General features: G+C 65.1%; 21 protein-coding genes, 1 tRNA gene and 1 pseudogene. 13 read left to right on the top strand and 10 right to left on the bottom strand.

All coding sequences use genetic code 11. The features are described from left to right. Positions 1–12 precede the first annotated feature (12 nt). A tRNA-Arg gene (locus W823_RS53710) sits at positions 13–85 on the bottom strand. Positions 86–106: 21 nt separating this feature from the next. Next, complete coding sequence (locus W823_RS53715; RefSeq protein WP_023962624.1) at positions 107–355, bottom strand: DUF2630 family protein; 249 nt, start codon at positions 353–355, stop codon at positions 107–109. 101 nt (positions 356–456) lie between these two features. On the opposite strand from W823_RS53715, the gene W823_RS53720 reads away from it, so the two are divergent. After that, positions 457–1275 (top strand): maleylpyruvate isomerase family mycothiol-dependent enzyme, encoded by an 819-nt coding sequence (locus W823_RS53720; RefSeq protein ID WP_031333459.1) that lies wholly within the window; start codon positions 457–459, stop codon positions 1273–1275. Positions 1276–1282: 7 nt separating this feature from the next. Next, positions 1283–2578 (top strand): family 1 glycosylhydrolase, encoded by a 1296-nt coding sequence (locus tag W823_RS53725; RefSeq protein ID WP_023962627.1) that lies wholly within the window; start codon positions 1283–1285, stop codon positions 2576–2578. Here W823_RS53725 and W823_RS53730 read toward each other — a convergent pair. Further along, positions 2475–3500, bottom strand: a complete 1026-nt coding sequence (locus tag W823_RS53730; RefSeq protein ID WP_023962629.1) for a hypothetical protein — start codon at positions 3498–3500, stop codon at positions 2475–2477. The two genes, W823_RS53725 and W823_RS53730, sit on opposite strands and share 104 nt — an antisense overlap. Before the next feature lie 177 nt (positions 3501–3677). On the opposite strand from W823_RS53730, the gene W823_RS53735 reads away from it, so the two are divergent. Together W823_RS53735 and cobF are read left to right on the top strand one after the other, a co-directional pair. Continuing rightward, on the top strand, positions 3678–4484 hold the full coding sequence (locus W823_RS53735; RefSeq protein ID WP_023962632.1) for an SDR family oxidoreductase: 807 nt from the start codon (positions 3678–3680) through the stop codon (positions 4482–4484). Next, a complete protein-coding gene (gene cobF / locus W823_RS53740; protein WP_023962634.1) occupies positions 4481–5266 on the top strand; it encodes a precorrin-6A synthase (deacetylating) in 786 nt (261 codons plus the stop codon). The genes W823_RS53735 and cobF overlap by 4 nt, the downstream gene beginning before the upstream one ends. Before the next feature lie 74 nt (positions 5267–5340). Here the strand turns inward: cobF and W823_RS53745 are convergent, their stop codons facing one another. Further along, positions 5341–6087 carry a 3'(2'),5'-bisphosphate nucleotidase CysQ gene (locus W823_RS53745; RefSeq protein ID WP_023962635.1) on the bottom strand — a complete coding sequence of 249 codons (747 nt, stop codon included), beginning with the start codon at positions 6085–6087 and terminating at the stop codon, positions 5341–5343. Positions 6088–6112: 25 nt separating this feature from the next. Between W823_RS53745 and W823_RS53750 the strand changes: the two genes are divergently transcribed. From W823_RS53750 to W823_RS53765, 4 genes are all read left to right on the top strand, one after another. Next, on the top strand, positions 6113–7000 hold the full coding sequence (locus W823_RS53750; RefSeq protein ID WP_023962637.1) for a DNA-formamidopyrimidine glycosylase family protein: 888 nt from the start codon (positions 6113–6115) through the stop codon (positions 6998–7000). Continuing rightward, on the top strand, positions 6997–8112 hold the full coding sequence (locus tag W823_RS53755) for a Ca2+-dependent phosphoinositide-specific phospholipase C (RefSeq protein ID WP_023962639.1): 1116 nt from the start codon (positions 6997–6999) through the stop codon (positions 8110–8112). Before W823_RS53750 ends, W823_RS53755 begins: the two co-directional genes overlap by 4 nt. Further along, the gene (locus W823_RS53760; protein WP_023962641.1) at positions 8109–8849 is read left to right on the top strand and encodes an SDR family oxidoreductase; all 741 of its coding nucleotides are present in this window, start codon (positions 8109–8111) and stop codon (positions 8847–8849) included. Before W823_RS53755 ends, W823_RS53760 begins: the two co-directional genes overlap by 4 nt. Before the next feature lie 62 nt (positions 8850–8911). After that, positions 8912–9586 (top strand): response regulator transcription factor, encoded by a 675-nt coding sequence (locus W823_RS53765; RefSeq protein ID WP_023962643.1) that lies wholly within the window; start codon positions 8912–8914, stop codon positions 9584–9586. Here the strand turns inward: W823_RS53765 and W823_RS53770 are convergent. Beyond that, a complete protein-coding gene (locus W823_RS53770) occupies positions 9536–10966 on the bottom strand; it encodes a HAMP domain-containing sensor histidine kinase (protein ID WP_235189677.1) in 1431 nt (476 codons plus the stop codon). The two genes, W823_RS53765 and W823_RS53770, sit on opposite strands and share 51 nt — an antisense overlap. A gap of 200 nt (positions 10967–11166) precedes the next feature. Then, the gene (locus W823_RS0130875; protein ID WP_031333467.1) at positions 11167–11829 is read right to left on the bottom strand and encodes a hypothetical protein; all 663 of its coding nucleotides are present in this window, start codon (positions 11827–11829) and stop codon (positions 11167–11169) included. A gap of 52 nt (positions 11830–11881) precedes the next feature. Here W823_RS0130875 and W823_RS53775 point away from each other — a divergent pair, with 52 nt between their 5' ends. Next, on the top strand, positions 11882–12415 hold the full coding sequence (locus tag W823_RS53775; RefSeq protein WP_023962647.1) for a hypothetical protein: 534 nt from the start codon (positions 11882–11884) through the stop codon (positions 12413–12415). A 3-nt stretch (positions 12416–12418) separates the two neighbouring features. On the opposite strand, the gene W823_RS53780 is transcribed toward W823_RS53775, so the two are convergent. Next, the gene (locus W823_RS53780) at positions 12419–13393 is read right to left on the bottom strand and encodes a mechanosensitive ion channel family protein (RefSeq protein WP_023962649.1); all 975 of its coding nucleotides are present in this window, start codon (positions 13391–13393) and stop codon (positions 12419–12421) included. 140 nt (positions 13394–13533) lie between these two features. On the opposite strand from W823_RS53780, the pseudogene W823_RS53785 reads away from it, so the two are divergent. From W823_RS53785 to W823_RS53795, 3 genes and pseudogenes are all read left to right on the top strand, one after another. Continuing rightward, a pseudogene (locus W823_RS53785) lies at positions 13534–13894 on the top strand (ArsR/SmtB family transcription factor). Next, positions 13891–14373, top strand: coding sequence for an SRPBCC family protein (locus tag W823_RS53790; RefSeq protein WP_023962653.1), 483 nt, complete (start codon positions 13891–13893; stop codon positions 14371–14373). Before W823_RS53785 ends, W823_RS53790 begins: the two are co-directional and overlap by 4 nt. After that, positions 14360–14932, top strand: coding sequence for a TIGR03086 family metal-binding protein (locus W823_RS53795; RefSeq protein ID WP_023962655.1), 573 nt, complete (start codon positions 14360–14362; stop codon positions 14930–14932). Before W823_RS53790 ends, W823_RS53795 begins: the two co-directional genes overlap by 14 nt. Positions 14933–14938: 6 nt before the next feature. Here W823_RS53795 and W823_RS53800 read toward each other — a convergent pair whose 3' ends face one another. Together W823_RS53800 and pgi are read right to left on the bottom strand one after the other, a co-directional pair. Beyond that, the gene (locus W823_RS53800) at positions 14939–16279 is read right to left on the bottom strand and encodes a hypothetical protein (protein ID WP_152538190.1); all 1341 of its coding nucleotides are present in this window, start codon (positions 16277–16279) and stop codon (positions 14939–14941) included. Next, the gene (pgi, locus tag W823_RS53805) at positions 16276–17958 is read right to left on the bottom strand and encodes a glucose-6-phosphate isomerase (protein ID WP_031333470.1); all 1683 of its coding nucleotides are present in this window, start codon (positions 17956–17958) and stop codon (positions 16276–16278) included. Before pgi ends, W823_RS53800 begins: the two co-directional genes overlap by 4 nt. 166 nt (positions 17959–18124) lie before the next feature. Between pgi and W823_RS53810 the strand changes: the two genes are divergently transcribed. Then, on the top strand, positions 18125–19063 hold the full coding sequence (locus tag W823_RS53810) for a formylglycine-generating enzyme family protein (protein ID WP_031333472.1): 939 nt from the start codon (positions 18125–18127) through the stop codon (positions 19061–19063). Between the two features lie 54 nt (positions 19064–19117). Here the strand turns inward: W823_RS53810 and W823_RS56945 are convergent, their stop codons facing one another. After that, a complete protein-coding gene (locus W823_RS56945; protein ID WP_023962663.1) occupies positions 19118–19888 on the bottom strand; it encodes an FAD:protein FMN transferase in 771 nt (256 codons plus the stop codon). Positions 19889–19988 lie beyond the last annotated feature (100 nt).

A 19988-nucleotide genomic window follows, 5' to 3' on the forward strand; every position in this document is an offset into this window, starting at 1 on the left:
GGGCACAGGAAGTGCCCCCGGCAGGAATCGAACCTGCGACACCCGCTTTAGGAGAGCGGTGCTCTATCCACTGAGCTACGAGGGCGGACCCGACAAACTTACCAACTCAGTTGAGATAACCCTCGACCACATTCGGCGGACGGACTTCGGCGTCGTCAGGGTCTTTGCCCGCCCGACGGAGGGCGTCGCGCTGGCGGAGCAGATCCCAGCACTGGTCGAGCTGAACCTCGATGTCGCTGAGCTGCGAACGCTCGTCGTCGGGGCTGATCTCGCCGTTGGACACCTGGTCACGCAGTTCTTTCTCCTGCGCGATCAGGTCGGTGATCTGCGTATGCAAATTCTTGTCATTGGTCATTTCACGAATTCTAGGCGCGCGCGGGTTCGTGCACAGTTCGGCCCCGCCCATCGGCCGAATCCTGGCGACTCGGACCGGTGGCATCCGTAATGTCACCAACCATGAGCCGAACCATTGTGCCCAGGGAACCCGCGATCGAAGCGCTCACCGCGGTCTGGGCGTCTGTGCACCGATTGGCCGACTCGTTGACCGACGACCAGTGGAAGCACCCCTCGACGCTGCCGGGGTGGTCGGTGGGGGACATCGTGACCCACGTGTTCACCACGGAGTTGATGCTTCTCGGTGATCCGGAGCCCGTGGTCGAGGCCGACGTCACCGCCTATCCGCACGTTCGTAACGACATCGCGGCAATGAACGAGCGGTGGCTGGTGCACTACCGCGCACAGGGGAGGGCCACCACGATGGCTGACTTCGGCGACGCCATCAAGCGCCGCACTGCCGCCCTCGACGCGGCAACCCAAGACGACTTCGACGCCGACTCATTCACCCCGGCAGGGCCGGACACCTATGGCAGATTCATGCGGATCCGGGTCTTCGACTGCTGGATGCATGAACTGGACGTGCGCGACACCCTCGGACTGCCTGCGCCGGATGATGCAGTCAGTGCGCGGTTCGCCGCCGACGAGATCACCCAATCTCTGCCCTACCTCGTCGGAGAGAAGGCGGGGGCACCGACAGGCAGTCGGGTGCGCTTCGACATCACCGGCCTGACTCCCAGAACAGTGAACATTGCCGTCGACGGCCGAGCGGCAATGGTCCCTGAGTTCGCCGAGGAACCCACCTTGGTGCTGCGCCTCGGCATCGCAGATCTCGCCCGTCTGATCGGTGGACGGACAAGTGCTGATCCGTCGGCCGTCGAGGTGACCGGCGATTCCGACCTCGCAGATGCTGTGCTCGGCAACCTCGCATTTACGATCTGACTCGGAGATGACCATGATCAGGCGGATTCTCGCGGTTGTTCTCCCGATTCTCGTCGCCGTGGCCGTCCCGGCCGCGCCCGCTTCGGCGCAGGGTGCGGTGCTCGGTGACGACTTCCTGTGGGGCGTCGGTTCGGCAGGATTCCAGTCCGAGGGCAGCTCCCCGGACAGCAACTGGCTGCGCTACTCGAACAGCACACGGGTCCACGACCGCGTCGGTACCTCCGTCGACTTCCGCCACCGCTACGCCGAAGACATCGAGAACGCGAGGTCGATGGGTGTCGAGGTGTACCGGATCAGCATCGAGTGGGCGAGGATTCAGCCTTCACCGGGGGTATGGGACCAACAGGAACTCGCCTACTACGACGACGTGATCCATCACATCCTGCGTGCGGGGATGCGCCCGATGATCACCCTCGACCATTGGGTGTACCCGGGCTGGGCTGCTGATCGTGGTGGCTGGAACAACCCGACGATGGCTGCGGACTGGCTCGCGAACGCGCGCGCGGTGGTCGACCGCTACGCCGCATACGATCCGATCTGGATCACCATCAACGAACCGTTGGTCTACACCTTTCTTCGTGAGGTGAACTTCGGTGGTCTTGCGCCCCAAAACGTTCCGCTGATGATGAACCAACTCGTACACGTGCACCGCGCCATCTACGACTACATCCACGCCCGTCAGCCAGGCGCCTGGGTGTCGTCGAACTCGGCCTATCTGCCGACCGTGCAGCCGGCCCTCGATGCACTCTTCCTCGACCGCATCGCCGACAAGCAGGACTTCGTGGGCATCGACTACTACTACTCCGTGGCCGCAACGGATTTGAATACCTACAACGCCGCGACCGAGGAGTACTGGAAGGCATCCACGTCGGCGGATGGGCTCTACTACGCGCTGCGGTATTACGCGCGAAAGTTCCCTGGCACGCCGCTCTACATCGTGGAGAACGGTATGCCCACCAAGGACGGCGAACCGAGGCCCGACGGATACAAGCGTGAAGACCAGCTCCGCGACGCCGCATACTGGATCTCCCGCGCCAAGTCCGACGGTATGAACGTGGTCGGCTACAACTACTGGTCCATCACCGACAACTACGAATGGGGCAGTTACGCATCACGATTCGGCCTCTACCGCGTCGATGTGAAGTCCGACCCGTCACTGACCCGGCAGCCGACCGATGCGGTGGCCGCCTACCGCGACATCATCTCCGGTGAAGGCGTTCGGTCAGATTATCGACCCACCCGGCCGGCCCAGTTCTGCTCACTGGTGGATGCTCCAACGAGCTGCAGTCAGCCGGTACGGTGAACTCGCCGGACGAGAAGTCCGCACGATCGCCCCGAAGATTCTCCTCAGCGGAACGTTCGGCTTCTGCCGTTCCGAAGATCGCAACGGCAACCGCGCCGAGTGTGGCGAACGTGAAACCTGCCAGGGCAAGCCATTCGAGCCCCGGCACCGTCGAGTCGCCGAGCCACATGACTCCGACGATGGCCGGTGCCGCGGTTTCACCGACAACCAGCGCCGCGGTCGACCCGTTGACCGCACCGAGCTGCAGCGCCACCGTGTGCAAGTAGAAACCTGCGGCCCCGGCAATGGCGATGACCCAGGCCGCCGGGTCGGCGAGCATGGTGGACATCGAGAACGGGGACACGCCGTCGAGCACTCTGACGCCGATCGCGACCGCACCGAACAGCAAACCTGCTGCGGCCCCGGCCGCCACCGATCCGCCGCGTCCCATACGCCGCACACCGAACAGTGACAAGCCGACAATTAGCAGGGTGGCCAGCAACAGTGCCCAATGCAACGACCTCGACGTCTCGTATGAGGTGTGCGGTTCTGACGCGGCCCCGAGCAGCAGCAGCGAACCCATCACGGTGCCCATGGCTGCCCAGTCGCGGCCATGGAGTTTGATTCCCAGCAACCGGGTGCCCAAGAGGGCGGTGACCACGAGGTTTCCGGCGACGATGGTCTGGGACAGGAACAGTGGCAATGCGCGTGCGGCACCGGCACCGGCGATGAAACCCAAGACGTCGAACAACGCGCCGACGATGAACACGCCGGTGAGTGCGGTGGCGACGGTCGACTGCAACGTGGGCGAACCCGCCGCGGTGGACATGCGGTGGTCATCGGCGTTCTCGCGTGCCGCCTGGCGCGCACCGAGCGCCTGCATCACCGACGACAGTCCGTAGCCGACCGCGGCCAGCAACGCCAACGTGATTCCGACAATCACAGGCCCACACCCACTTCCCACACTCGACCCGGTCCAACAACAAAGGATGCTCAGGTAATTCCCAGGTTCGCCACTGATTTAAATGACCACCCTGCGAGAACTGACCGTGGTCAACCCGAAAACTCATCGTCGGCGGAGGCTTTCGGTCAGCCGTCGGCAACCGCCTACTGTGTTCGCATGACCCGAACTGTGCTGATCACCGGCGCTTCCAGTGGCATCGGTGCCGAAGTAGCTCGTCAATTGGTGTCTCGTGGGCTGACCGTGCTGGGTACCAGCCGTCACCCCGAGTCTGTGACCGATCCCATCCCCGGCGTCCGCTATCTCGAGCTGGACCAGAACGATCCGGCCAGCATTGCCCGATGCGCCGAGCAGGCCGGGGCGGTGGACATCTTGATCAACAACGCAGGCGAGAGCCAGATGGGGCCGCTCGAGGACACCCCGATGGAGGTGATCGAGAAGCTGTTCGCCACGAACGTCTTCGGTCCGATCGCCTTGACCAAGGCGGTTCTGCCAGGGATGCGTCAGCGTGGTCGCGGCACCGTGGTGATGGTGGGTTCGATGCTGGCGAGTTTCCCGCTGCCCTTCCGGTCGACCTACGTGGCCACCAAATGCGCCATCAAAGGTTTCGCCGACGCGACTCGTCGCGAACTCGCGCCCTTCGGCGTCGCCATCTGCACCGTGGAGCCCGGCACCATCGCCACCGGCATCGGCGACCGCCGGGGCTACTTCATCGCCGACGATTCCGCCTACCGACGCGAGTACGACATCGTCGCTGCGGCCACCCGCCGCAATGAGGAGGCCGGTCTCGGCGTTGTCGAGATGGCCGAGGTCGTCGTCGACGCGGCGCTGAGTCCGGATCCAAAACCTTTGTACGCCAAAGGTAATCGGGCGCCGATCGTGTTCGCGCTTCGTCGTGTGCTGCCGCGCCGGGCAATCCTCGACATCACGAGCAGATTCCACAACCTGCCCAAGGCGCGGCCGTGACCGAGCGGACGCTTCTGGTCATCGGTATCGGCCCCGGCGATCCGCGGCAGGTCACCATCGAGGCCATCGAGGCGATGAAGTCGGTGGAGGTGTTCTTCGTCTTGGACAAGGCTCCCGAACGGGGAGTCGAGGTGAAGCAGTCGCTGGTGGGACTGCGTCAGGAGATCTGCGAGCGCTATCTCGAGGGCGGGTACCGGTTTGTCGAGGTGCCCGACCCGCCGCGCGATCGCAACCCCGCCGACTACGCCGCCGAGGTCCGCAGATGGCACGACGCCCGGGCTGACCTCATCGAGCGGGCCCTGATCGACGAACTGCCAGAGGGAGGGGTGGGGGCGATCCTGGTGTGGGGTGATCCGGCCCTGTACGACAGCACCCTGCGGATCGTCGACACGATCATCGGTCGTGGGCACATCGGCCTCGACCATCGCGTCATTCCAGGAATCTCCAGTGTCTCGGCTCTGACCGCGGCCCATCGGATCCTGCTGAACCGGATCGGCGAACCCATCCACATCACCACCGGACGCAAGCTGGCCGACACCCCGGGGGATGTGGCCGCCAACCAGGTGGTGATGCTCGATGCCGACTGCGCTTTCCTGGACACCGCAGATGCGCTCGACCACATCTGGTGGGGTGCCTACCTCGGAACCGAGAACGAGATCTTGATCGACGGAACCGTCGGCGAGGTGGGGGAGCAGATCCGCGACGTCCGCACTGCCGCGCGTGAGCGGCACGGCTGGATCATGGACATCTATCTGCTCCGCAAACCCCGTTCTCCCCAATGATGTCGCCTTCTGGCGAAAACAACCCCAGGTCGGCGCCGCCAAAAGGGCACATCATCGGGGGAGGGCCGGGTATGTCAGAGGATCTCGTCGAGGGCAGCGAGGATCGGGTCGCGTAGTTCGGTACGGCAGATGATGAAGTCGGGCATGAACGGGCTGGGCCGGTTGTATTCGAGTTCCGAACCGTCGATACGGCTGCAGTGCAGACCCGCAGCCCGGGCGACTCCGACCGGCGCGCAGTTGTCCCACTCGTATTGACCACCGGCGTGGACGTAGGCGTCGGCATCACCGCGCACCACGGCCATCGCCTTGGCGCCCGCGGACCCGATCGGCATCATCTGCAAACCGATGCGCCGGGAGACGTGGTCGGCCTCGTACGACGACCACCCGCGTGAGGCCACCATCCGGCCGGTGAGTTCACCCTCGACCACGGGCACGGTGTCGGTGGCGAACACCTGACCGATCGCAGGCAGCGACACCGCGCAATCGGTGGGCTGGCCACCCATCGTCAGAGCGATGTGCACCGCCCAGTCGTTGCGACCGGAAGCAAACTCGCGGGTGCCGTCGAGGGGGTCGATGATCCAGACCCGGTCGGCGCGCAGACGGCCGGCGGAGTCGCGTGCCTCCTCGGACAGGACCGCGTCGGCGGGGCGGTGTTCGGCCAGCACCGCGGCGATCCAGGTCTGCGCCATCGCATCGCCGACGTCGCCGAGCAGTCGCCCCTGCAGCAGGTGTTCGTGACGGATGTCGACGAGAATCTTCCCGGCGCCTTCGGCCAGTAGTCGGGCCAACTCGGCGTCCGACGCCGAACCAGTAGAGCGCATCTGGTTACTAGAGCACACTGTCTACATGCCTGAGTTACCTGAGGTGCAGGCCATCGCCGATTACGTTGATGGCCGTGCCGCCGGATTGCCCATCCGACGAGTCGACGTGGCGTCACTGGCAGTGCTCAAAACGGCCGACCCGCCGTACACGGCGCTCACGGGCCGCATCGTGGAGTCGGTGGGACGAGTAGGAAAATACCTGGTCATCACCACCGCTGCGACCGACCCCGGCGATGTGGACCCCAGGTTGCACCTGATCATCCACCTGTCCCGCGCCGGATGGCTGCGATGGTCGGACAACCTCTCACCAGCCCCGCCGCGCCCCGGAGGAAAAGGGCCGATCGCACTCCGGGTGCACTGCGGTCTGCCCGGTGAGGGCTTCGACGTCACCGAGGCGGGCACACAGAAACGTCTCGCAGTCTGGTTGGTACGCGACCTGGACGAGGTCGAACGGATCAAGACACTCGGTCCGGATGCGCTCGCTCTCAGCCGTGACGAACTCGCCGCCCTGCTCGGCAAGACGAGTGCCCGCATCAAGACGGTGATCACCGACCAGCGCACCATCAGCGGCATCGGCAACGCCTACAGCGACGAGATTCTCCACACCGCCAAACTCTCGCCGTTCGCGACCGCAAAGGGGTTGTCGGCTACCCAGATCGACGAGCTCTACGCCGTGATCCACGACGTGCTCGAAGGCGCCATCGGCCGTCTCGAGGGGCAAGAGGTCGCGCGGCTCAAAGGCGAGAAGCGATCCGGGTTGCGAGTGCATGCGCGAACAGGTCTGCCGTGTCCGGTGTGTGGTGACACCGTTCGAGAGGTGTCCTTCACCGACCGTTCCTTCCAGTACTGTCCCACGTGCCAGACCGGCGGCAAGGTGCTGGCCGATCGCCGGATGTCACGACTGCTCAAGTGACCACATCCGACAGATCGGCCCGTGTCCACCGCGGTGAGAACGGGACGGACCAACTGCCATCCGGCCTGCGACTCAACGAGATCCAGTTCATGGCGACGCACAACTCGAGTCATCAGCTGATGCCGCCGGACGAACGGTTCACCTGGTTGATGGGATCGAACCTCGACTCCTACCGATATGAACACCTGCCGTTGGACCGTCAGCTCGGCGAGCAGGCGGTACGGGGCCTCGAGCTGGATCTGTATCCCGACCCACAGGGCGGCTTGTACCGCCACCCGCTGGCCAGACGGTGGCGCCGCCGTGGTCCACGCCCCGAGAGTCTCTGGAATGAGCCGGGTTTCAAGGTGATGCACGGCCCCGACGCCGACTACCGCACCAGTTGCCCGACGCTGACCGGCGCCCTGCAGACCATCAGTGCATGGTCCACGTCGAACCCCGGCCATGTGCCCATCGTTGTTCAACTCGAACTGAAAGGGTCGTGGCCATGGGCACGGCTGACCGGTGGCGCCCGGGTACCACGATGGACGACAACGGTTCTCGATGACCTCGACCGGGAGATCCGGGCTGTGTTCGCCGACCACCGGATCATCACTCCGGACCGGGTGCGCGGTGACGCCGAGACACTGGAACATGCCGTGCTCACAAGCGGCTGGCCACTACTCGACGATGTCCGGGGGCACGTGATGTTCTTCCTCGACTACGGCGACAACACCTACGTCCGGGACAACTATCGAGCGGGCCGGCCCAACCTGGAGGGGCGGGTGGCATTCACCACTCCGCATCCTGCCGAGACAGATTCGGCGTTCATCATGGTGAACGATCCACGAGGCGCGAACGGTGCTCACATCACCGACCTCGTGCGCCGCGGATACCTGGTGCGCACCCGGTCCGACGACCCGGTCTCGACTGCGAAGGCGAACCAGCACAACCGGGTGGCTGCCGCACTGGACTCGGGCGCGCACATGATCAGCACCGACTTCCCGCAACCCGGTCTGGCTTTTCGCTGGGGTGACGGCGAGTTCAGAGCGCAGCTTCCCGGTGGTGTGTCGGTTCGGGTCAACCCGTCCGTCGTCACCGGCGTAGGACGGGGCCAGGTAAGTTCACGGCCATGACACGCAACAAGATCCTGATCACGGGCGCCAGTTCGGGATTGGGCGAGGGAATGGCCAAAGCCTATGCAGCGCAGGGTCGTGACCTGGCGTTGTGCGCCCGCCGCATCGACCGCCTCGAAGACCTGCAGACCGAGCTCTCCGGGCGGGGTGGCCGTGTTGCGGTGGCCCAGCTGGACGTGACAGACACCGCTTCGGTGCCCATCGCGTTCCGGCGGTTGCGCGACGACCTCGGCGGGCTCGACCGTGTCATCGTCAACGCAGGCCTGGGCAAGGGCGCCCCACTGGGCACCGGCAAGGCACACGCCAACATCGAGACCGTACAGACCAACCTGATCGGTGCGCTGGCACAGATCGAGGCCGCGATGGAGATCTTCCGGGCGCAGAATGCGGGCCACCTCGTCCTGATCAGTTCGATGAGTGCGGTTCGAGGTCTGCCCAAGGCGCAAACCGCGTACTCGGCATCGAAGGCGGGTCTGTCGGCTCTGGGTGAGGGCTTACAGGCCGAGCTCGCGGGTTCGCCGATCAAGGTCAGTGTGATCTTGCCCGGGTACATTTCCACAGACATCAATGCGGGGGTGAAGACCAAGCTGATGGCCGACAGAGACAGCGGCGTGCAGGCTCTGGTCGCCGCGATCGAGTCAGAACGCGCTCGTGCCGTGGTGCCGCGGTGGCCGTGGACCGGGATCGATCTGGCGCTGCGTCATCTCCCGGCCGGGATCACCCGCAGGTTGCTCTGACTCGTTTATGCTCGCCGCAGGCAGTGGCCTGTGGGACACAATCGGGGTCGGAGGTCGGCTAGGTGCGCGTTCTGGTGGTCGAGGACGACGTCCGCGCGGCAGAGACAGTTCGCCGCATGCTGGTCAGTGACGGGTGGAGTGTGGTGATCGCCCGCGACGGGGCCGACGGCTTGTGGCAGGCGACCGAGAACGAGTTCGACGTCATGGTGCTCGACATCATGCTGCCGGAGATGAACGGCTACCAGGTGATCAAAGCACTGCGTGCGCGGGAGATCTGGACACCGGTGCTCATGCTGTCCGCCAAGGATGGTGAATACGACCAGGCAGAGGCGTTGGATTACGGCGCCGACGACTACCTGGTGAAGCCCTTTTCCGTGGTGGTCCTCAAGGCGCGTCTGCGTGCTCTGCTGCGCCGCGGAGGCAAGGAGCGGCCGGCTGTTCTCTCCGCCGGGACCCTGCGGCTCGATCCCTCCGACCACGGGGTGACCCGTGACGGCGAGCCGATCAAACTCACACCGCGCGAATACTCGGTGCTCGAGTTCCTGATGCGCAACAAGGGTCGTGTTGTCACCAAAACGCAGATCATGCAAGCGATCTGGGACGACAACTACGGCGGGGACGTGAACATCGTAGAGGTGTACGTGCGTTACCTCCGCAAGCGCATCGACGTCCCTTTCGGACTGGATTCAATCCGCACTGTGCGCGGATCCGGATACTGCTTGTCCGACGACCAGTGACGGCTCGGGGCTGCCGGCGGCGGCCTTGCCGGTCTCGGCCGCGATGGTGGTCTCGGTCCGGATCGTGATGCTGAAGGTGGCCCCGCCGCCTGGCGTGTTCGACACGGCGATGAATCCGCCGTGCGCCCGCGCGATCTCGGCGGCGATGGGCAGACCGAGCCCCGATCCGCCGGAGTGCCGGCCGCGATCATTGCCGTGGCGGTAGAAGCGATCGAAGATCTTCCCGCGAGCGTCCGCCGGTACACCGGGGCCGTCGTCGGCCACCTCGATCGTGGCGGTGCCCGACCCGACGTCCTCGCTCATCGACAGCGTGATCGTGGTGTTCGCGTGGTGAGAAGCGTTGTCGGTCACGTTGCGAACCGCGCGGGTCAATTTCTCCGAATCGCCGATCACCCGAATGGGCGTCACCTCCGCGACCACTGTTGCCAACCCGAGTGAGCGGAGCCGTTGAGCCTCCGCGCCGACGATGTCGTCGAGGTCCACCTCGTCGACGATCAACGGGATACCGCGCTCATCCGCACGTGCCAGGAGCAGCAGATCTGCGACCATGGTCTTCATTCGCAAGGCCTCGGGAAGCAGGATCGTGCGAACGGTGTCGACGTCCACGGCTGAGTCGGTGTCATCGGCGAGGTCGAGGATGCCCACCAATGTGGTCAGCGGCGAACGCAATTCGTGTGAGGCGTCGCCCACGAACTGCAGCTGACTGTCCCGGCTCTGCTCGAGCCGTTGGAGCATCGTGTTCATGGTGGAGGCCAGCCGGGTCACCTGGTCGTCGGTGGTGGGCACCGGAACCCGCCGGCTCAGATCCGAACTCGTGATGGCCTCGACCTGCTCGGTGATGCGGGTGACCGGCCGAAGCGCGCGGCCGACGAAGTAGTACACCGCCGCACCCGCGATCAGGATGATCAGCGGGAACTCGATCGCGAGAATCACTGCGGTGCCGCGCAACCCGGACAGGTAGGGCTGCTTCGAGACCGCGGTGATCACGTTGTAATCAACACCCTGCCACTGGGCACCGGTCACCTGTCCGCAGTACGTCCCGGATCGACCGGGAACCTCGACGTCGAAACGCTCGGTCTTCCACCACCCAGGAGAGACGGGGTAGATGGGATCTTCGTCGGAGTCGGGCGAGCTGAACACCACGACGCCGTTCGCGTTCACCACCTGGATGATGTCCACGCCCGTGGTGGGGGCGAGCAACCGGGGAGCGATGTTGCCGATGCCACCTTCGTCGATCTGACGGGCTATTTCGTACGACCGTGAACCCGTCGCCTCGTACATCGTGCGGTCCTGGTGGCGGTGCAGCATGTACAGCATCAGGGCGCCGCCGGTCATCAGCGCAAGCGCGACGATGATGGTCGCGACGACGGTGGAGCGCATGCGCACTCCCTGATCGCGGCGGAACATCGCACGGACACCGCGTGTCCTGTCGGCTGACACCTGTACCGAACTCCTTGCTGAGGGCTGCCTCGATGGTAGGTGGGCCGTTCATCGCAGGCCAGCGGGAGCTTTCAGCGGATCTTCAGGCGAACAGCCCACACGCGTCGGCAGATACCCCGGAGCTCGGTCGCGACGGTCGATCAGCTGGTCGGAACGGCCGAACCCGAGGGGGGCGCCGGGGATCCGTCCGACCACACCACGGGTGCGGACTTGTAGTCGAATGGTCCCTCTCCGGTGTCGGCCCAATAGATCACCCTGCTCAACTGTGTGCCCGGATCGGCAAGCGCCACAAGGCACGTGGCGAACGACTGCCCCTTGGTCAACGTCTGTGGCCGTTCGGCCGCCTGACATTTGGCGAACCCGTCCGGAGGTGTGAGGGTGAGTGCCGGCGTCACCCCGTCGGCGCTGCCCGCGAACCCCGCCGTCGACATCGTGTTGCGCTGACGGTCGACGGCTTGGGTGATGGTGAGGCGCACGTAGAAGGGTGTGCCGCCATGAGTGAACGACTCCGGCAGATCGCCGTCGGCTCCGGGCTCGATGCCGGTGACCGTGAACCCGGCCAACTGCTGCTCGGGGCGAAACGCATCGGCCGGTAGAACTGCTGTCTGCGACCACTGCAGTGAGTCGCCGGGTTCGGTCCGCTCCGGAGGTCCGGCAGGCAGGGTGACATCGGCCGAGACCGGCACGGTGACGCGCGGACTCGCGGGCGCCGGATCTTTGTCGTCACCACTGCTCGAACAACCGGCCAGGGCGATGGCGACTGCGCTGAGGGCTGCAATGACCACAGTGGAACGCACACTCATGCGGTGATCGTAAGTGCTGGACGCAGATGACGGGCGACGTAGGGTGAGCGGTATGGGTAAACGAAAGGGCGAGGTCTACGGGCGCGGCGCATTCCAGCTCTACGGCAGCGAACGCCAGGTACGCATGAGTGATCTGCTCTGCGATGTCTTCGGTCGCGACGACATCACCTGCTACGCGGGCGATTGGCGGGGCATCCTCTACTTCACCCTCGACGAAGAACCGGACGTGGCCCCCGATCAGGTCTTCGGCTTCGACCCGTCGACCGGCGACAGCGGCGAGCTCGCAACGCTTCCCGAGCTGATGGCGTCCATCGACCGCGGCGACATCACCGAAGCTGTTGACGGCGAAGCTTTCTCGGCATGGCTCGCCGAGACGGGACACCGAGAGATACCGATGGGAACCTGCGCGCCGACAGTAGAGCTCGAGTTCATCGGCGGGTCTGCCGACGAACGGGTGACCGAACCCCGTGACGTGGTCACCCACGTGGCGCTGGCCGCCGTCATCATGGGTCGCCTGGAAGCCCTCGACGTGCAACCAGGCGACCCCATTCCAGACGAGCTGTTCGATCAGGCTCGCTGGGAGTGACGGCTAGGAGCCCGGAGCCTCGCCGGCTCTGACGAGTGCCGACGGGCCCAGCTCCCGGCCATTGGGGTACGGCAGACGAATGCCGTTCGCCTCGTAGGCTTCCAAGATCTGCTTGCGGACGCGACGCTGCAGCGACCACTGTGCGTTCGGTCGGGTCTTGATGAGCACTCGCAAGGTCACCATGTCAGCCGAGATCTGCTGCACACCGAGCATTTCGGGTGCGCCGAGGACGTCCCGGGCGGTGGATTCGTCAGCCACTGCCTCGTGTGCGGCGTCGAGTGTGACCTGTTCGGCGCGTTCGAGATCGACGTTGTGGGCGATGGGCACCTCGACCCGGGCCACGGCGTAGTCCTGGCTCATGTTGCCGACCCGGATGATCTCGCCGTTGCGGACGTACCAGAGGGTTCCATCGATGTCCCGGACGGTGGTGACACGCAGCCCCACGGTTTCCACCTCGCCGATGGCTTCACCGAGGTCGACGATGTCGCCGACTCCGTACTGATCTTCGAGCAGCATGAAGACGCCCGAGACGAAATCCCGGACCAGATTCTGGGCACCGAAACCGATGGCCAGACCCACAAGTCCGGCGGAGGCAAGAAACGGTGCGATGTTCACCTGCACCACGCTCAGGCAGGTGAGCACCACCCACACCAGGATGAGGATCGAGGCTGTGGATTTGAGAACCGAACCGATTGTCTCGGCCCGTTGTTGTCGCCGTTCGATCACCTGGGGATCACGCAGCGCCTTGGGAGTTCGTTCGCGCAGATGGCGCACGATCGCGGGCTTCTGGTGTGCATCACCGTCACCGGTGGCCCGTGGCCGCCGGGTGGCACGGTCGATCACTCGGTGTGCGACATACCTGACGGCCAGGCCCGCCAGGACATAGATCACAATCCGGATGGGGTTCTCGATCAGCCAAAGTCGGTTGGTATCAGTCCATTCGAACGCCGAGTGGACCTCGGAGGCGGAAAAACTCATTGGTCCGACGGTACGTGCTTGTTGTCGTGGGTCAACCCGCAGCGCCGAGTCCGACTCTTTGAACCTGGTGGTTGACTCGCGCGTCCGGGGCGATCTATCGTAGTTTAAACCGAAAGGTTGAAAGCCCAGGAAGGGGGCGCGTGGTGGACGAGCTATCGCGGATCTTTGCCGCGCTTGCGGATCCGACAAGGCGCGACATGGTGACCAGGCTCTCGGCCGGTGATTCGACGGTGAATGAGCTCGCCGACCCTTACCCGATTTCGCTTCAGGCGGTCTACAAGCATCTCAAGGTCCTGGAAAAACGCCGGAGTGGTGACACGGCCGCCGGGGCCCCAGCCCCGGCCCGTTCGACTCGAAGCGGAGGTCTTTGACCTGATGGACCACTGGATCGAGCGGTACCGGCGGCGCGCCGAGGAGCGATACCGCCGTCTGGACGCGGTTCTTGCACGTGTGAACGACACCGAGTCAGGCAACGATGAGCAGAAAGGAAACACGGCATGAGCACCACCACCGAGGCGAAGATCGAGGCCGATCCGAACGTGCCGATCATTCGCATCACCCGTGAGTTCGCGGGCACGCCCGAGCAACTGTTGCGGGCGCACACCGATCCCGAGCTGTTTGCGCAGTGGATCGGACCCAGCACACTGGACACACGCATCGACGAATGGGACGCGCGCTCCGGCGGCAGCTGGCGGTTCGTATCCACCCGCGATGGAGAGGAATACGCTTTTCGCGGCTGCTTCCACGACATCCGGCCGGACCGCATCGTGCAGACATTCACGTATGAAGGTGACCCCGATGGGGTGGCCCTGGAAACCCTGTGGTTCGACGACCTCGGCGACGGACGTACCCGGCTGCGCACGCAATCGCTGGTGGACAGTTTCGAGGGCCGGGACGCCTGGCTTCGGAGCGGTATGGAGGTCGGGGTCAACGAGGGATACGCCAAACTCGAGGAGATGCTGACCAGTGACGCTGTCTGATCAACCAGCCGAACGGCACCGTGAGGTCTGCCGGATCTTCAGCGATCGCGTCCGTGGCACGCAGTCCTGGGATGTGCCGTCACCGGTCGCCGACTGGACGGCCCGAGATGTGGTGCGCCACCTGACAGAGTGGTTCCCACCGTTCCTCGCCGGCGGCAGCGGTGTTCGGTTGCCGTCCGGGCCGAGGGTCGACGACGACCCGGTCGGGGCGTGGCTCACCCAGTGTGACGCCGTGCAGGCGGTGCTCGACGACCCGGCGACCGAGGACTTGGTCCTGAGCAATCCGCACATCGGCGACGTACCGCTCGGCCGCGCGATCGACCAGTTCTACACCGCCGACGTGTTCATGCACACCTGGGACATCGCCCGTGCCACCGGCCAGGAGGACCGGTTGGACCCGGCCTTCTGTGCCGCACTGCTGACCGGAATGGAGCCGGCTGAAGAGATGATGCGGTCATCGGGGCAATACGGTGCCCGCGTGCCGGTGTCCGACGACGCCGATGTGCAGACCAGATTGCTCGGTTTCATCGGCCGGAACCCGGACTGGGCGCCGAACTGACCTCGACTACCAGTACGTCGGTGTCAGATCCCATCGAGCAAGGATCTGGTCGATCAGAAGGCGCAGATCCTCGCTGCGCGCAACTGCGGGGTCGGGCGTTCCGATACAGAACGTGAGGCAGTTGCCCGTGGTGGCGGCCCATCCGGCAACTGATGTCCGGGTGTGCCCGCATTGCCGCCCGGTGAGTCCGCCGTGAACCGACCGTGCGGCGATGGCACGGCCGCGATGACCGGCAAGCATCGTCAACATGCCGTCGAGCGCCCCGAGATTCGACGCCAGACCATCTCGTGACCCTGGGTCGGGCATCAGCCTGTGGGCAGCCCGATGACCGATCACCTGCACCAGTTCTTCGGGCATTCCTGCCGGCGGACCGATGCCCACACCCGTCCCTGCGGCTCGAAACGCGAGACGTGCGCGGGTGCGCAGACCGGCCAGGTCTCGGCACTCGTCGATCGTGGACACCGACACCGTCGCCGCCGTCAGTGAGTTCCCGGCAGCACCACCCAGTGAGATCGGAATGATCAACTCGACAGGGCCCGAACCCCGGACCTCCAACACCAGTTCGGCTATCAGCGCCGTGAACAACGTGTTGGCGGTACCGCCGTGTGCATCTGCCACCTCGCGCCAGGCGCGGAGATCGATCGAGAAGATGGCTGTCGGTTCACGCCAGGTGGGAGCACCTTCGGTTTTCGCGGGCATCGGCTCCGATCGAGTTGCCGCCGCGAACAATTCGGCTCGCCGACGCGAGTCGATCATCGCCTTCCACAGACTTCGTGCGACACCCCCGACGACCGTCCGCAGCTGTCTGGCCGCATCACGCATGTCGTCGGACACGGTGGGCAGATCGTTTACCTGATCCACGGGAGGCGCTGCACCTGAGGCGATCTGCACGGCACGCACCAGAGACAGGGCATCGGCGACCACATGTGAACAGAGCAGCGACACCACGCTGCCGCCCTCGGAAAGTCTGGCGACCGAGAGTTCCCACACCGGACCGGTGTCGATGTTCAGGGTGGTGTCGCCTCGAGAGTCGGCCCACTCCGTGATCCCACCGGGAGGCAAGGGCCCGCTCTCCGAATGGATCGGGGCAAGGTCTGCGCCGTGGACAAAGCTGCTCCGCGCCGGCCACACCCGCCCGCGCACCACGCGTCGCGTCAGCGGGCCCGCGGCCAGTGCCTGGTACATCGGCTCGAGATCCGCGGGGGTCAGGACGGCGTCGAAGCGCCACAGTCCCTGCATCGAGGTGGGGATACCCATCCCGTGGTGGGTTCGCCAGAAGATGTCATCGGTCACCCCGAGCCGATCGATGCGCCGGGGTACGCCGATGCGGCGCCCCTGTGCTCTCACGCGGTGCGGCCCCGGTGGGTCCGGTACCAGCGGGCCAGTGAGTCGGTGGACGAATCATCCTGCGGCGCAGGGGAATCGTCATCGGTGATGATCTTGAGCAGTTCTTTTGCCTGCGTCTTGCCGAGTTCGACGCCCCATTGATCGAAGCTGTTGATACCCCAGATCGCACCTTCGACGAACACCTGGTGCTCGTACAGGGCGATCAACTGACCGACCACCGACGGCGTCAGCTTCGGGGCCAGGATGGAAGTGGAGGGCCGATTGCCCGGCATGACCTTGTGCGCCACCACATGCGGGTCGACGCCTTCGGCGGCGACCTCGTCGGCGGTCTTGCCGAACGCGAGAACCTTTGTCTGAGCCAAGAAGTTGCTCATCAACAGGTCGTGCATGCTGCCCGTGCCGTCGGCCGTCGGCAGATCGTCGGTGGGCTCGGCGAAACCGATGAAGTCTGCCGGCACCATCCTGGTGCCCTGATGGAGCAGTTGGTAGAACGCGTGCTGCCCGTTGGTTCCCGGCTCGCCCCAGAAGATCTCGCCGGTGTCCGTGGTGACGTGGTGCCCGTGCGCGTCGACAGATTTGCCGTTCGACTCCATCGTGAGCTGCTGCAGGTACGCGGCGAACCGGGAGAGATCGTTCGAATAGGGCAGCACCACACGGGCTCCGGCGTCCCAGAAGTTCGAATACCAGAGGCCGATCAGGCCCAGGATGACCGGCGCGTTCTGGTGCAGCGGCGCAGTGCGGAAATGCCGATCGATCAGATTGAAACCGGCGAGGAAATCGGCGAAGGCCTCCTTGCCGATCGCCGCCATCACCGACAGGCCGATCGCGGAGTCCACCGAGTAGCGCCCACCGACCCAATCCCAGAAGCCGAACATGTTCGCCGTGTCGATGCCGAACTCGGACACCTTCTCGGCGTTGGTGCTCACGGCGACAAAGTGTTTGGCGACGGCCTCGGGTCCGGCACCCAGCTTCTCGAGCAGCCAGGTACGCGCCGCCGCCGCGTTGGTCAGCGTTTCCAGCGTGGTGAAGGTCTTGGATGCGATCACGAAGAGGGTGGTCTCCGGATCGAGATCGGCGAGGGTGGCAACCAGGTCGGCGGGATCGACGTTCGAGACGAACCGGCAGCGGATCGCGGTGTCGACGTAGTGACGCAAAGCCTGATAGACCATAACCGGCCCGAGATCGGAGCCACCGATGCCGATGTTCACCACGGTCTCGATCGATTTACCGGTGTGTCCCTTCCACTCACCCGAACGCAGCTTGTCGGTGAACTCACCCATGGCGTCGAGCACCTCGTGGACGTCGTGCACCACGTCCTGGCCGTCCACCTTGAGCGTGGCGTCGCGTGGCAACCGCAGTGCTGTGTGCAGTACCGCACGGTCTTCCGAGGTGTTGATGTGCTCGCCCCAGAACATGGCGTCGCGCTTCTCTTCCAGCCCGACCTCCCGGGCGAGGTCGAGCAGCAGATCGAGGGTCTCGCGCAGGACGCGATGCTTGGAGTAGTCGATGTGGAGGTCGCCGACGTCGATGGTCAGCTCGGCACCGCGCTTGGGGTCCACCGCGAAGACCTCCCGCAGGTGCATCGCGTACACGTGCGACTGGTGGGCCGACAGCTGTTGCCAGGCATGTGACCCGGTCAGGTCGAACTCGCGGGCGGACTCGCTCGGGACGCTACTCATTTTTCGACAGACCCCTTCGTCGGTTACGAACTGCACATCTGCACTGAGGATGACCTCGACCGTCAGCCTATCCAGATCGAGCGCTCGGCTCGCAGCGAGCGGTCGAACTGTTCGCGATACGTCGGCGAACACTCCGGTGGTATCGGCCGCCGAATACGATGGGCCCATGTCCTGCTGCACCCCACGGTCCGAAGGAATACCGGAGTTGGCGGCGACCTCCGTCGAGCGTCGAGGTACGCACCGGGTTTCGCAGGTGAGCATTCAGGCCGGGACATTCACCATGGGTGATTCGACGGGCGACGGGTTTGCCGCAGACGGGGAGTCGCCGCTGCACGACGTCGCGGTCAGCGCATTCGACATCGACGCCGTCACGGTGAGCAACAACGACTTCGCGGAGTTCGTGACAACCACCGGTTACACCACGGTGGCAGAGCAACAGGGATCCTCGGCCGTCTTCCATTCACTGGTGGCCGAGGGCAGCAATGTGGTGGGCCGGTCTCCAACCGCGCCGTGGTGGCTCGCGGTCGCCGGTGCGGACTGGGCGCACCCGTTCGGCCCTTCGTCCGATCTGGACGACCTCGGCGACCATCCTGTCGTGCACATCAGTTGGCATGATGCACAGGCATATTGCGAGTGGTCGGGGCGCAGGCTACCCACCGAGGCCCAGTGGGAGTACGCAGCGCGAGGTGGGATCGCGGGCGCCCGCTATCCGTGGGGAGACGAGTTGCTGGCGGCCGATGGGACCTGGCAATGCAACATCTGGCAGGGCGAGTTCCCCTCGAACAACACCGGGGATGACGGATTCGTCGGTACTGCACCGGTGACAGCATTCGCGCCCAACGGTTTCGGGTTGTGGCAGATGGCCGGCAATGTCTGGGAGTGGTGCGAGGACCGATTCGATCCCCGGTACTACCGCAGTGGCGATGTGGTCGACCCCGTCGGCCCCCAGCGGGGACGCGCGCGTGTGCTGCGCGGGGGTTCCTACCTCTGTCACGACTCGTACTGCAATCGCTACCGGAACTCGGCGCGGTCGCACAACACCCCGGAATCGTCGATGGGCAACGCCGGATTCCGCACCGTCGGGGAGATGACTGTCGTCAGATGATTGGCGGCAGCCAGACGCCGCCAGGTGTCCCTCAGGGACGCGGGCCGTCACCGATCACGCTGCGGCCACCGGAAGTCCGCCGTACGGGCGCGCGTGTGCGTTTCCGTCTTCATCGCCGATGATCGCTGCGGCATGATCACGAAGCCATGGCGAAGGGTCGGCGGGTGCCTGTACAACGTAGAGCCCTGCGGCGTGGGCCATGGCCGCACTGCCGGCGACGATCGTCATCTGCCCGGCGGCGCCACGTCTGTCACCGAATCTTGCCGTTGCCTGCCCGGCACAGAGCGGGATGCGCACGCCGTCGATGTCGACGGTCCAGGGTTCGTCGGTGCCCCGTCCGCCGGATGGTGCCTCGCCGGCCGTGGCGGCGACAGCGCCGACCCGGATGAGGACACCGCAGCCGAGCTCCCGGGCGAGCACCTCGGCGGCATGATCAGCCAGGAAAGCCCGGCCGGTCGCCATCAGGTCCAGTCTCAGGCCGGCAGGAATTGTGGTCGCCGCGCCGCCGATGTTCACCCGATGCCATGGCGGGACGGGTGAACCCGTCGCCGGTCCCAGGACCGCTTGCGTGGCGCCGTCGGTGAGGTCGTCGTAGAACAGGGCTTCGATGATGACCTGATCGAGCAGCGACGAGACCATCACCGGTTCTCCGTCGGCCAGGTCGAGTGCGATGATCTCGGCGCTCGCGAACCCGCGGTTGATCGTCTCGTCGAGTCGCCGAGCGAGCGACCGGGTGTGCCGCACGGCGCGGTCGAGACAGTTGGGGTCGGTGACCGACACCGCTATATCGGTGTCGAGACCGAAGAGGGTTGCGGAGGCAATCATCGTCGTACCTGCTCTGGTCGGTGTGGCGCTGGTGAAGACAATTTTGCGCGCCGAACCTGGTAAGCGGCTGTGAACCGACGATGAGCAACCTGACGATCAG

Origin of the sequence: Williamsia sp. D3 (assembly GCF_000506245.1) — a bacterium.
Taxonomy (GTDB): domain Bacteria; phylum Actinomycetota; class Actinomycetes; order Mycobacteriales; family Mycobacteriaceae; genus Williamsia; species Williamsia muralis.

Coding starts and splice junctions, on each gene's coding strand:
- W823_RS53715 (WP_023962624.1), bottom strand. CDS start 355: ATGACCAATGACAAGAATTTGCATACGCAGATCACCGACCTGATCGCG.
- W823_RS53720 (WP_031333459.1), top strand. CDS start 457: ATGAGCCGAACCATTGTGCCCAGGGAACCCGCGATCGAAGCGCTCACC.
- W823_RS53725 (WP_023962627.1), top strand. CDS start 1,283: ATGACCATGATCAGGCGGATTCTCGCGGTTGTTCTCCCGATTCTCGTC.
- W823_RS53735 (WP_023962632.1), top strand. CDS start 3,678: ATGACCCGAACTGTGCTGATCACCGGCGCTTCCAGTGGCATCGGTGCC.
- W823_RS53745 (WP_023962635.1), bottom strand. CDS start 6,087: ATGCGCTCTACTGGTTCGGCGTCGGACGCCGAGTTGGCCCGACTACTG.
- W823_RS53750 (WP_023962637.1), top strand. CDS start 6,113: ATGCCTGAGTTACCTGAGGTGCAGGCCATCGCCGATTACGTTGATGGC.
- W823_RS53760 (WP_023962641.1), top strand. CDS start 8,109: ATGACACGCAACAAGATCCTGATCACGGGCGCCAGTTCGGGATTGGGC.
- W823_RS53770 (WP_235189677.1), bottom strand. CDS start 10,966: ATGCGCTCCACCGTCGTCGCGACCATCATCGTCGCGCTTGCGCTGATG.
- W823_RS0130875 (WP_031333467.1), bottom strand. CDS start 11,829: ATGAGTGTGCGTTCCACTGTGGTCATTGCAGCCCTCAGCGCAGTCGCC.
- W823_RS53775 (WP_023962647.1), top strand. CDS start 11,882: ATGGGTAAACGAAAGGGCGAGGTCTACGGGCGCGGCGCATTCCAGCTC.
- W823_RS53780 (WP_023962649.1), bottom strand. CDS start 13,393: ATGAGTTTTTCCGCCTCCGAGGTCCACTCGGCGTTCGAATGGACTGAT.
- W823_RS53790 (WP_023962653.1), top strand. CDS start 13,891: ATGAGCACCACCACCGAGGCGAAGATCGAGGCCGATCCGAACGTGCCG.
- pgi (WP_031333470.1), bottom strand. CDS start 17,958: ATGAGTAGCGTCCCGAGCGAGTCCGCCCGCGAGTTCGACCTGACCGGG.
- W823_RS53810 (WP_031333472.1), top strand. CDS start 18,125: ATGTCCTGCTGCACCCCACGGTCCGAAGGAATACCGGAGTTGGCGGCG.
- W823_RS56945 (WP_023962663.1), bottom strand. CDS start 19,888: ATGATTGCCTCCGCAACCCTCTTCGGTCTCGACACCGATATAGCGGTG.